Raw genomic sequence first — 13023 nt, forward strand, 5'->3', positions numbered from 1 at the left:
ATTAGGGTGAATGATAGCGTTCAAACCCGAAATTAAAAAGACACCCCTAAGGGCGCCTTTTTGTGATCTCCATAAAGCGCGGAAGCTTAAAAATGCCGCCCTTCACCGAATTTACAAATCATTCGTAAGCTTCAATACCTTCATTAAATTGTAGAGTAATGTTGCACTTTCCTGACGCTCAGTTTTCTTACCGGCCTGGAATTGGAATGGACTGTTTACCGGCAGAATCCCACGGTCCAAGGCAATAACATAATAAGGTTTTGCCCAGTCCGGTAAATTTTCGGGAACAGATGCCGAAGCGGACTTATTTACACCTGTGCTCATTACACCATTATTCGAAGCGTTGACCAGCATAATAATCATCTCTTGATGCGTAATTTCTTGAGTTGGCCGGAAAGTACCATCCGTAAAGCCGTTAATCAGGCCAGCGTCGACAGCTGCATTTACCTGTGATGCATACCAGGCTCCACCCTTAACATCCTTAAAACTTTTAGAAGCCTGCTGTTTCGGTAAAATTCCTAAAGCACGATTAAGCATGGCTGCGAATTCAGCACGGGTTACAACCGTTTCCGCTTTGAAGCTTCCATCAGCATAGCCGTTAATTACACTCCGGTTCGCTAACGCTAAAATACTGTCTTTGTAGGGATTGCTGTTATTCAAATCTTTAAACTGAGCATGATTCTGAACAACGGTATATACAGAATTCCCCTTGCGTTTCATTGTCACCCGAAGAACTCCATCCTTCCACTCCCAGGTGGTCGGAACCGGAACGTAAGCCTGTGTAACTGGATCAAAGGTTAAACCCGAGTAAACAGCGTTTGCATCTTGAACTATGTTGAAATTCAATATATGACCTACGTAGTCAGAAAAACTGGAAACAACACGATCTGGACCGCCTCCAACCAGTTTGACCTCATACTCCACAGGGCCTCCCAATATAACACTTGTAGAGCCGCTCAATTGTGCTGTTAATTTGGTCTTGTATTCGCTTGCCGCTTGGGCAATCGTAATGATGACCTTCTGGTCTGGACCACTGTATCCGGAAACAGCCGAGAATAAAGAATTCACAGGAATCTGAAGCTTGCCGGATGACGACTCTATTATAAGCACAGCATCCTTAGAGTTATTATTAATACTTGTTAATGAACTCAAACCTATCTGGAATTGGCTGCTTTGAGTTACCGTTTTTTCATCTGCCTTAATTGTGATAGCCGGATTCTTCTTATATTCCGGATCGTTCAGTGCCTTGGAGATCAGTGCCTCTGTCACTTCTGTCATAGACGATCGTGTTCCATCGGTATTTTCTTTAACTGTGGTTACGATTTTGGCATCATCCGCAGAGACGGGAGCCGTGCTGACAACACCGCCGCCAGTTCCTCCACTACCGCCAGTTCCTCCACCGCCGCCAGTTTCTCCACCGCCGCCAGTTCCTCCACCGCCGCCAGTTTCTCCGTTGCTGTCATTAATAACAGCAGGTATAACGACTAAAGTTCCCATACTTTCAATGCGATTGAGTGTTTGCCGGGTTATAAGGAGTTTCTGCCCGGGGTTTCCAAGGTTCACAATAGAAATTGTAACAGTATTCTTATTTGGTTCAACGATCCCATGACCCAGCAAGTAGGTTTCCTTCTCATTATATACACGGATTATATCTCCAGCAGCCAGGTTATTCACAACGATATCATCCGACTTCACCTGATATTTGTGTACAGTAATAGACGATACAGGAATATCCGCTGTCACTTTATCTTCCAGTATTCCAATGCTATAAAATGGTGATTTGAAATCATCATTCTCAATGAAAATACCAAGCGCCAAAGCTTCCTCCGGAACATTGGTTGCAGGAATCGTGAGGGAGTAACTCGTCTCCCCGCCATTCACCAAGGCAAGCCCCTCTCCAATCTCACCTTCTTCACCAATAAAGTACAACGAATATCGGACACCCGGAAGTTCTGCAATTCCGGACTTCCACGAAACCGTACCCGCGAATATATTGTTATCCGGATTCGTATCTGTAACAGAAAAGTCTACCGCCAGATAATTTGGCGCATCATAGATCGGAGCCGTTGCATGAACATCAAAAGTACCGTCACTTCCGTAATTGTCACTACGGATAACAGGATATACCCCGATGCCGCCTACTCCTGCGGGTAGAGATGAATTGCTTACTTCAAAAACAAAAAGTGAGTCATTTGACAAACTTTCTTTCTTATAAATCCCTAATTGATTAAGCCTGCTTCCATTCTGATTAAGATAATAAGCAGCATAACCTGTAATACCATCCTGATTAACTGGTGGTTCAATATACAATAATCCACCAATCCTACCTGCGGTCAAATCTTCATCCACGAAAACAGCATTTGAAGGCAAACGCGTCTCATTCATGACTGTCTGCAGTTCTTCAAAGCTATGAAATTTGTACAACCGGTTATCCGTTGATACGAAAATGGTATGATCGTGTTCAACATACGCATGCTGGATAAACATTAACAAATCAGAAATTTTAGCAAAACTATCCCTCTCGTAAACAGACCTATGACTGAATACAAGATTACCACGCGCATAAATAACCCTCTCCGGATAGGTCCCGTATAGTATAGAAGGTTTGCTTGCATCGTACCTTCTACCGCCGAAATAAATATTGTTGTCATCAAGAAGGAGCTTGGATTCATAATATCCGCTTTGTATGTCATTTCTTTCACTCATATCAAAATTCCGGCTGTCATATTTATATAAAGAAAAGCTATCTGCTCCATAGAGAATCTCTTGATCCGGGTCCAATATGTAGCTGTCCGGATTCCTAATTCCTGTAGTCTTTTCATTGTAAACTGCATCCGCAACCGAGGTGTAAACAGCTGACGTCACACTGACACCACCAGCAAATACTCCGCCATCATACAGAATACGATTATTGTGATCAGGGAGGACATCCAGCGGATAGTGCTTCGTAGTAATTTTAGAAATTGCCGCTTCCGAGGGAATGCCATCCTGTAAATCTACCACAGTAATATGGTTCTCACCTTTAAAGATGATATACGCTTTGTTATTGAAGATTTTAATTCCAGTTGGATTAGAACCTATGAATATTTTCTGTTCTACGCTCATATTGCTCTTATTGATAACTACAAGTTCATTGGTGCTTGCCACAATAGCATAAATAAAAGAAGAATTATCCGTTGTGGCCCAATCTGTAATCGTTTGATCGCTTCCAACGGAGTAAGAATCTGATGTAAAGAATGCAGTAGTGCTTTGCGGTATTGTTATATCCATCCGTGTGATTTTTTTGGCATCATCAAACCAATTGGCTACCCCTGCAATATATGCATGTCCTTTTGAATCGAGCAAGGCAAACTTTTGATCTGTTGGAAAAAGAGCCAGCGGCATATACGTCTTTTTATCATATACTCCTTGTGTGGTGAGGACGTAGGCATCTGAAATACCCAATATAACCGATTCCAGATATGTATAATCATCATTTGCTCTAACATAGGTGCCTGTCGTCTCATTCAAATTCTGTTTATTAAACTGATGGCCCCCAAAATATACAGAGTGCTCATCAATAAAAATATGTTTGATGGAGTAAGCGTTCCCTCCAATCTCCATATCATCATCAATGTCTTCACTAAGCTTTGCACCCGTCTCGGCGTTAATCGCTGTTATCCCTGCATATGACGTTAACTGTCCCACATATAAGGTGCTAGACAGCTCATCAACTGCTAAAGCTAAATCATCAGAGTACATAGAAGGATCAAAAAATAGTAAGCTGTTTTCTTTTGTATTTTTATCATATTTATATATTTGCCCTAAATTAGTACTATAGAACAGATAATTGGAAGTAGCCGCTACCGAGTTAGGCATTCCGTTTGTAATAATCGTATCCGAAACTTGTTGAGTGGAGAGCTCAACTGTCTTGACCAGCGTTGCTCCGGAAAGTACAACCTGCAAAGAATGTCCATCCCTCGCAATATAAGACGGGTTAGAACCTACGTTCAGCGTTTTCTCGATCTTGAGATCACTGAGCCGGATAAAATACAGATTATTCTCTGTGCTGGAAATCGCATAGATATAACCCGCATCTTCGTCCAAAATCCAGTCTGTCAAATTAGCAGGAAGGGAGAGTTCCAGAGACGCCGTTGATGAATCCGCACTGACTGCTGGAGCCCCAACCCTCAGTGTGTTAAATAGTACAAGCAATACTAGCAGTAAAACAAAAATATTCTTCCCTTTTTTCATGAACGACGCCCCTTACACATTTTTGGTTTTTCACCAAATTTGATCATACGATAATATACCAAAATTTTCTATGCTCTAGCTTTATGAAATAGGTAAATATATTTAGCATTTCTGTCTAAAAATAAAACATTTCTTAAACTAATGTATCTATAACAAAAAAACTCCCATCCCATAATCAAATCCATTGTGATTACCCGGTTTCAATATAACAAACAGCTATAAAAATATTATATTGTTTGCTTTTTACACTAAAAATTAGGGTTTCTTAGTAGGCTGGAACTGTCTTATAATGAGATTGGGCGGGAAATTCCAACCGTTTGTGAACGCGTGTTTACACTCCTGCCTGTCATCCACTTTGTAGGAGGAATGGTTATGCAATACGGTCATTTTGACGAAAAGAACAAAGAGTATCTCATCACGAAGCCTAATACACCTGCCCCTTGGGCCAACTATCTTGGCTCGCCGGAATACGGCGCGATTATCTCAGGAAATGCCGGAGGCTACAGCTTCGTGAAGTCCGGGGCCAACGGACGGCATCTCCGCTACCACTTCAACTCTAAGGACGAGCCGGGACGCTACATTTATGTAAGAGACCTGGAGAACGGGGATTATTGGTCCGGCTCCTGGCAGCCAGTGGGTAAAGATCTGGAACAATACCAATCGGTATGCCATCATGGAACCGGATACACGAACATCGTCTCGGATTACGATAACATCCATACGGAATCGTTATACTATGTGCCGCTGAACAAAACCTATGAGGTATGGCGGATGAAGGTGCGTAATGACGGCACCAAACCCCGGAAGCTGGCTCTCTTCGGATTTGCCGAACTGACCAACAATAACAACTACGAGCAGGATACCGTCAACCTGCAGTACACCCTGTTTATCTCACGCACCTACTATAAGAATAATATGATCCTTCAGGTCATCAACGAAAATATCCCCGAAGAGCAGAGCTGGAGATTCTTCGGCGCAGCCGGCGCGGAAGTTACCGGATACGACGGCGACCGCGATACCTTCCTGGGCGATTACCGCAGCTATGGGAACCCGGCTTCCGTTGCGAACGGCGAATGTTCCAATTCACTTAACTACAATACCAATGCCTGCGGCGCCCTGCAGATCAATGTGGAGCTGCAGCCGGGAGAAGAGAAAGAAGTCGCCTTCCTGCTGGGACAGTATGATGAGCAGGGTGCGTCTGAGATTCTGAGTCACTACAAAGATTTGTCTGTGGTAGAGAAGGAGCTCGAAGAACTGAAGGCGTTCTGGCACAGCAAGCTTAACCGCTTCCAGGTTCAGACCCCGAGCGACAATCTGAACAATATGATCAACACCTGGAATGCTTACCAGTGCTTCATTACCTTCATCTGGTCGCGTGCTGCCTCCTTCCAGTACTCCGGTCTGCGTAACGGGCTCGGCTACCGGGATACCGTGCAGGATATTCAAGGCATTATCCATCTGGATCATGAGATGGCCCTTGAGCGCCTACGACTGATGATTTCGGCCCAGGTCTCCAATGGCGGCGGACTGCCACTCGTCAAATTTGATCATAATCCAGGCCATGAAGGCACACCGGACGACCCGGAATACGTGCGGGAAACCGGACATCCCCATTATCGTGCGGATGACGCCCTGTGGCTGTTCCCGACGGTTATCAAATACTTAAATGAAAGCGGTAACTGGGGCTTTACGGATGAAGTAGTTCCTTATTCGGATAAAGGCGAGGATACCGTATATGGACATCTGCGCCAGGCCCTGCAGTTCAGCCTGGACCGCATGGGTGCACACGGGATGCCGGTTGGGCTGCATGCCGACTGGAACGACTGTCTGCGGCTTGGAGCTAAAGGGGAGTCTTTGTTCGTTGCCTTCCAGCTCTACATGGGCTTCAAAGTATTCATGGAAATTGCCCAGAATAAAAACAAGCCGGAAGATGTAGAGTGGGCACAGGCGCTGCTCGAAGAGCTGGACGGTAATATTCAAAAACATGCCTGGGAAAATGACCAGTTCGTCCGCGGGTTCACCGAAGACAACTATACCATCGGCTCCTGGGAGAACGATGAAGGCAAAATCTGGCTGAATCCGCAAAGCTGGGCGGTACTCAGCGGCGCTGCCCGTCCGGAACAGGCCAAGCTCTCTATGGATAAAGTGTACGAGAATCTGCGGACCGATTACGGCTCTATGATTTTCTATCCGCCGTTCCGTAAATACGGTCTGCCTGTAGCGCTAATGGCCCTCTTCAACGCCTCCACCAAGGAGAACGGCGGGATCTTCAGCCAGCCGCAGGGTTGGCTGATTCTGGCCGAGACGATGATCGGCAACGGCGACCGCGCGTTCGAGTATTTCCTGAACTGCAGTCCGGCCAGCATGAACGATCAAGCCGAAGTCCGCAAGCTGGAGCCTTACGTACATGGCCAGTTCGTAGAGTCCAAAGACAGCCCGTACCAGGGCCGGGCACATGTCCACTGGCTCACCGGCACCGCCTCGACCGTTATGGTCTCTCTGGTAGAGGGCATTATGGGGGTTCAGCCGCAGAAGGATGGCCTCCGCCTGAATCCGTGCGTCCCTTCCGACTGGACAGAATTCTCTATGGTACGGGAATTCCGCGGCAAGAAGCTGAACATCCAGGTTGAGAACAAGAACGGCGTGCAAAAAGGAGTATCGCATATCGTCATTAACGGCGAAGAAATTCAGGGCAACCTGATTCCGGTTACCCAATTGGCGGCAGAGAATGATGTGCTGGTTGTTATGGGTTAACGTTTGTTATGGAATAACGTTTAGGGATAGACAAGGAGAGCGGACCGGTTACGGACGCTCTCTTTCTTTTTGCGGTATAGCAGACATTTCCTCTGTGGCCCCCGCAGACTCCGGTCTACTTCAATATCTTATTCAACTCCGCAGCTTGTTTCTTACTGTTCAATCTGGCATAGAAGTAGAACGCAATTGTATGCAGGACAACGGATAACAGCAGCATTGCAGGCAGCCATGGTCTGATATGGTTGAACATATCTACAGAGAACAGCCACACCATCCCCATTCCGCCTGCTATACTGAGGGTCGAAGAAATAAGAATGTTCCACAGCGGCCGTAGCGTGAAATGATTCCACAGCACATTGTACATGACTCCGAAGATCCCCGCAGCAATAACAGCGATACCCGCAAGCCGCCAGAGATACAGCATATCCAGCGATTGCTCCCGGAAGAAGACCGTAAGCAGCAGTGTGATCCATAACGAAGTTAAGGTGAACACCTGAAAAAACGACTGTTTCAATTGATTAGCCATGATAACTCCTCCTGAAATTATTCATATAGTAACGGCTGACATAATAATATGAACCATCTGTCAAATTCACTTTTATCCGGGCATTATCTGTGCTGAGAATTCTTTAATGTAACTGGTGTTGATGATGGTCTGATTATTGATTTTCATGAACCGGGGTTAATCCAGCACTTCCAATGCGAATTTCAACCGTGTATTCAGCAGAAACATTTCTCCGGTAATAACACGTACACTGCACATCCGGCCTTCCGGCTCTATAACTGCAATGGTGCTGGTCACAATCGTAACATTCCGGTCGTTCTTGGCGTTGATTACCAAGATCCGTCTCTCCGCCGCCTGAATGGCTGCTTCGATATTTCCCCATTGCCCCTGTTCAGCCGGGTGGGTGACTATTTTCGCAATTCCTTACCCCATACCTGATTCCGCTTCAAAAATAATATCCAAGCTGCGCTGCCTCCTCTCAGATTTCATATTAGTATCAAAAAGGAGCAATGACCACCATTCTACGTTTTCTTGCATATATTCGTCGGTTTGTTTCAGGAGAGATATTCCCCCTGCTCCCCAGACACAAATAAGACCGCCGGGATCTTCCCGGCAGTCTGTCTCACCTCCCGCTACAACCGCGGGTCCATCTCCTTCTCCTTCGTTACCTCAAACAACAGGTTGGCCGCAATCTGCTTGTAGACCTCGTTCTCAGCCGAAATGTCATCCAGCTTCACTTCCAGCAGTTGTCTGCCCAGACGATGCTCGGCTAAGGACGTGCGCAGCTTGGGAGTGATATTCTTCTGCTTCATTAGCTTGGCATATTTATGCGGGAACTTGTAGTCATACCCGTAGATGATCGACAGGTAGCCAGGATTACGGACCTTCAGGTAAGGGACTACCCCTTGCTGCTCCTGCTCAGGCTTAATCACAATACCCTCCATACCCTTTTCCACCGTTACTTTTGCAAAATACGCCTCTGCCTTGATGTAGGCATCCGGCTCATTCAAGTCGAGCACCAGAATTTCGTCGTCATTTAGGAAACGGTATTGTTCCGAAGTCATGCCGTCAGGTATCCGTTCATCTCCACTTTCCAGCACTTCCTTCAGGATGGCAAAAGGTTTATACTCCAGCTCCGCGTCACCCGCGTACAGCTCCAGTTGCTGCTGATATATCCGGTAAGCTTCATCCCGCTGGTCCAGGTCCACGTAGGAATCTCGTATGTCACGGATATGCTTATACGTCTGGTACACATGAGCTCCATAGCTGCTGTTAAGCGCCTCTTTGGTCAGATGATGCTGATCCTGCTCAAACCCGCTTAATTCAAAATCCTGAATTAGCTTACCCAGCGACTCTTCGAACCCGTGTTGTCTTAAGAATTCCAGCTCTGTCTCCAGCGCCTTCCCGATCGGCTTGAACTGGCGTTCAATCAGCCCGTCGCCAAGCGCCTTCCACGGCAGCAGCTCCCCGTCCAGCAGAAGCACACGAATGCCTTGCTCAGCCATATACGGTCCAAATTTCTGCAGCAGACCTTCGTAGATTGGAGCCAAGTCAACCGCCTTGACCTTATAGCCGTTACGGCTGACCGCATAACACTGCTCTATATCCCGGTAAAGGTACACACTACAGCGTGATCCCATGTACTTGGGCTGCAGGACAACTTCAAAAGCGCGCCGGTCAGCGAAATAATTCAGACCCTTGCGCAGCGACTCCAGCTCACCGGCAGCCACATCCTTATCGGCAGGCGACATCGTCCCGGAGATAAAGTTCACCCGGTTCCGCGAGGAATATTGCAGTCTGCGCACAGCTTCGTAATCCAGCTCTTGCAGCGATACAGGCTGCTCTTCATGGAACAACGTTGGCAGCTCTTCCTGCAGCACAATCTGATGGGATTTATGGATTTTGTAGAAAGGCTTGAACGACATGCGGACAGACGTCAGCCCATTTCCCTGTACGGCTCCTGTGTCGAGGTGGAGCTTGTTCTTAATGCGGAACGTCTGCTTGGCGGCAATATGACCAAAGAGATGGAACGGGTGATTACTCACCGCCTCCTGCTTCAGGAAGTCAAGCTGCTGCTCATACGCAGCCTCACGGTCCAGCCGGAAGTTACGCTGATGGCGCAGCGAATTCGTATCCAGCTTCCCGATGTACTTATTGCGGCAAGGCGCGTGCGTAACATAGAAGGAAGGACCCTGCATGCCGATATAGCGGTAAAAGGGCTTGGAATCCTCCACCAGTACCGAGAATTTACGGAAGAGCTCAGCGTCCTCTTTTAAAACCTGGGTCGAATCGAAATACGTTCTTAGCAGCTCCGGATCGGTCCCTTGAATCTCACCCCGCAGGTATTTATAGACAAAGTTCTCGTGATTGCCCGTCACCAGCAGGAAATGTCCATGGTTCTCATACAGGAATTCTATCGTCTCCCGGGTCTGCTTGCCTTTATCTATCCAGTCACCTGCAAGAATGACCTTTGTGTTACTCAGCTTATCTGTAGCGCTTAACTTACCTTCTTCTAGCTTATATCCATAGCTGCGCAGCAGCCCCTGAAGCTCTTGAACACACTCATGGACATCGCCGACCACAATATACTCTTGATCCTGCGGAAGTACCGAGGCTGCGTAAGTCTCCCAATCCTCAATATTCACCCGGTAATCCGGGTTTGGCAGCCCTTGACCTTCAGCCTCCCCTTCCAGGAGGAAATCTTTGGCGCGCACCTTATGGATCTTGTTGTAGCCTTCTCGGGACAATACGGGCAGCACTTCTTTTCTCAGCCGGTTCAGATGGCCCGAAATCAGCTTCTTCGAGCGCTCCGAGGCATAATAATCCTCCCGCTTGCGGTAATCGAACAGAATAACCTCGAGATTGTAATTATTCTCCTGGGCAATGGCGCGGACTTTACTGCGGTAATCTTCAGCCAGTCCTATCGTATCCATAATCACAAACTCCGCATTAATCGGCCAGGAGGTCACCAGCTTCAGCCGCTCAAACAGCAATTGAAACGTATGCGAGCTCGCCTCCAGCATCACCTGATCATATTTGTCGTAGTCGTAGCCTAAGATGTCCTGCCGGATGCTATCCGAGGACAGGTACTGCACATTCGTGCGCAGCCCTTTGGAGTTATTTGCAAGCTTCAGCTGCGGGATCAGGACTTCCTTGGCAAATGTCGTTTTTCCGCATTCCGTTGCCCCCACCAGCATGAATATCGTGTGTACACGTGTTTGAATGTCCACTGTCTATTCCTCCTTTCTGCGCACAATCGCGCTTTGCGTTGTCCGGATCTCATCTACCCGGTCACCGACCATCCCGTACTCCGCCTCAACGGACAGGCCTTGAATCGTATCTGTGAACCACTCGCGGAACGCATCAATACCCATTTCCCACTTATGATCCTCATGCCGGAGTCCGTCCAGCTCATAATAGCGGTTGAAGTCGGCATTCGGTGTCGTTACAATCAGCTGTTCGAAATCAACACTTCCAATAATTTGCCGGATCAGCGCAGCCGCTTCATCCAGGCTCATATGCTCTACCACTTCGGTCAGAATCACATCGACCTGCTCCCCGTTATACGACTCCAGAAAATGATCCAGCGAGCCGAAGGTGGCGATGTTATCGATTTGCTTGGCTTTTGCCTTCCGGTTCACAATCTCCAGCAGCTCTGCATTGATATCCACGGCGTAATAGGTACTCTCGATCTTCCCGGCAAATGGAATGGCATAGAAGCCCTCCCCGCAACCAATATCCAGAATTGGCTTATTGAATGGAAGCACACTTGAGATAAATGTCCGCCGCTGCATCGCCGTACCGCCATACTCCAGCCCGATGGAAGCCTGCTCCGTTTGTTCAATGGAGGACTTGTAGCGCTTGAACAGTTCCCGGGTAGTAAGAAAGCTCCGTGCAAACAGACTGCGGATATAAAAAGGAGCATCAATCACATTCAGGCTGCGGATATATTTATCCAGAATACGGTCTGAAATATCGATATACTCATCACCAAATATGGATAAGAACAGGGACAGCACCTGAGTCACATGCAGGAGGTGATACAGGCTTTTATGCGTGGTAATGGTCAGTGAATAGCTCTTATGCGCCTGATGCTGCAAGGAGAAGGTATAATCCTTCAGATGCTTGTTGAAAAATTCAATATAATGCAGCCGCTCCACCTGAACCATATTGATGAAAAAGGTATGCTCATAGCCATCAATGTCCCGCTCATCCTGCGCCTTAACAGGCGTGGAGAAGAACTCATTAACCGCATTCAGCGGAAACAGCGGGGTGTTATACCGGGAGACATTGAGATACTCAAAGCTGTCACTGTCATTCTGCTTATAGGAGAGTTCATTATCTGCATCCTTGAAAAAAACGTTATAGGTAGCATCATCCGAATACCAGCCGTAGGCTATTCCTTTGCGGACCGGGCGAAGCTGCATGCCGCTCTGCGGATTTTTTTTGATCAAAAAGGTGAACTGCGGGTTTGTTGATTTCAGTTGTACAATAGCCACTACGATCTTCCTCCTGTCAGTCGTTCTATATAAGCTAAACTAAAAACCTAACTTAAAGCTTAGTCGTCACTACGGTGAATATTTGGACTTCCGGCCGCTGTTATGGTTGGATTTCCTTATTTAGACCGCTAATTACGGTAGAAATCCAACCATAAAGGCGATCGCTAACGCTCCTACAGTTCCAAAATTCCCCTTCGATCCTTTTCACTTTTGGTTATAAATTTAAGCGCCATACTTCCTGCAGCGCCTCCCGGAAAAGGGCATCCAGCTGCTGGTCCCGGTTATCCTCTTTGATACTCAAGGCCGCCGCTGCGACCTTCTCCAGCACTTGAAGCTGCTCTTCCAAATAATCATTAATCGCGCTTAACCGCGGCTCAACATCCAGTTCCTCACCGGACTTCTTCCGTGCCAGCAATTGCTGCACTACCTGCCACAGCTCTCCATCCTGCGGGATCAGCCGCTCTACCAGCACATCGAACTCCATCGGCGGCATCTCTTCATAGCGGTTAATCCATTCACAGGCCAGAACCGGGCGCAGCACATAAAAGTACTTCTTGATCTTGACCTGCTCACCCTGCAGGTAATCGCGGTAATTGCCTTTAGCCATGTTCAAGTAATGGTACATACACGATTTCGGTGAAAAGGTATACGGCGATATCCCTCTAAGCTGTCCGGCTACACTGAATTTCTCTGCATACTGAATCGGCGATTGCAGCCACTCCAGCAGCGGCGGATTGGACTTGCGGAATAAATTAAGCGCCTTACGTAAATCCCATCCATTGATATCCAGCATATTGTTAACCGGACGCTCTATGACATCCCGTTTATCGTAGATAGATAAATACCATTCCGGCTTATGCAGGTATATGAACCGCACATCGTAATCACTGTCCTGGGAGGGGAAGCCCCACGCCCGGCTGCCTGATTCACAGGCATAGAGGATGGTAACCTGCTCTTCCTCTTCAATCTGTTCCAGTTGCTCCAGAATAAGCTTATTTATAGGGGTCATTGTTATCACTCCAGTTCAACTCG

The 13023-nt window shown here is 47.3% G+C and carries 7 protein-coding genes; 1 reads left to right on the forward strand and 6 read right to left on the reverse strand.

Going from position 1 to position 13023, the window contains the following annotated elements; all coding sequences use genetic code 11:
• Nucleotides 1-111 precede the first annotated feature (111 nt).
• Nucleotides 112-4233 carry an S-layer homology domain-containing protein gene (locus MHI42_RS19415; RefSeq protein ID WP_342420415.1) on the reverse strand — a complete coding sequence of 1374 codons (4122 nt, stop codon included), beginning with the start codon at nucleotides 4231-4233 and terminating at the stop codon, nucleotides 112-114.
• 372 nt (nucleotides 4234-4605) lie between these two features.
• Here MHI42_RS19415 and MHI42_RS19420 point away from each other — a divergent pair, with 372 nt between their 5' ends.
• Nucleotides 4606-6987, forward strand: a complete 2382-nt coding sequence (locus MHI42_RS19420) for a N,N'-diacetylchitobiose phosphorylase (RefSeq protein ID WP_342420416.1) — start codon at nucleotides 4606-4608, stop codon at nucleotides 6985-6987.
• Between the two features lie 115 nt (nucleotides 6988-7102).
• Here MHI42_RS19420 and MHI42_RS19425 read toward each other — a convergent pair whose 3' ends face one another.
• From MHI42_RS19425 to MHI42_RS19445, 5 genes are all read right to left on the reverse strand, one after another.
• Nucleotides 7103-7513 carry a hypothetical protein gene (locus MHI42_RS19425; protein ID WP_340990056.1) on the reverse strand — a complete coding sequence of 137 codons (411 nt, stop codon included), beginning with the start codon at nucleotides 7511-7513 and terminating at the stop codon, nucleotides 7103-7105.
• 156 nt (nucleotides 7514-7669) lie between these two features.
• Nucleotides 7670-7828, reverse strand: coding sequence for a hypothetical protein (locus tag MHI42_RS19430; RefSeq protein WP_342420417.1), 159 nt, complete (start codon nucleotides 7826-7828; stop codon nucleotides 7670-7672).
• A gap of 296 nt (nucleotides 7829-8124) precedes the next feature.
• Nucleotides 8125-10722 (reverse strand): metallophosphoesterase, encoded by a 2598-nt coding sequence (locus tag MHI42_RS19435; RefSeq protein ID WP_342420418.1) that lies wholly within the window; start codon nucleotides 10720-10722, stop codon nucleotides 8125-8127.
• 3 nt (nucleotides 10723-10725) lie between these two features.
• On the reverse strand, nucleotides 10726-11991 hold the full coding sequence (locus MHI42_RS19440) for a class I SAM-dependent methyltransferase (RefSeq protein WP_342420419.1): 1266 nt from the start codon (nucleotides 11989-11991) through the stop codon (nucleotides 10726-10728).
• Nucleotides 11992-12205: 214 nt separating this feature from the next.
• Nucleotides 12206-13000, reverse strand: a complete 795-nt coding sequence (locus MHI42_RS19445; RefSeq protein ID WP_342420420.1) for a nucleotidyltransferase domain-containing protein — start codon at nucleotides 12998-13000, stop codon at nucleotides 12206-12208.
• Nucleotides 13001-13023: the final 23 nt, after the last annotated feature.

The sequence above is a fragment of the Paenibacillus sp. FSL E2-0178 genome, assembly GCF_038593005.1.
Lineage (GTDB): Bacteria > Bacillota > Bacilli > Paenibacillales > Paenibacillaceae > Paenibacillus_AQ > Paenibacillus_AQ phytohabitans.

Coding starts and splice junctions, on each gene's coding strand:
- MHI42_RS19425 (WP_340990056.1), bottom strand. CDS start 7,513: ATGGCTAATCAATTGAAACAGTCGTTTTTTCAGGTGTTCACCTTAACT.
- MHI42_RS19415 (WP_342420415.1), bottom strand. CDS start 4,233: ATGAAAAAAGGGAAGAATATTTTTGTTTTACTGCTAGTATTGCTTGTA.
- MHI42_RS19420 (WP_342420416.1), top strand. CDS start 4,606: ATGCAATACGGTCATTTTGACGAAAAGAACAAAGAGTATCTCATCACG.
- MHI42_RS19445 (WP_342420420.1), bottom strand. CDS start 13,000: ATGACCCCTATAAATAAGCTTATTCTGGAGCAACTGGAACAGATTGAA.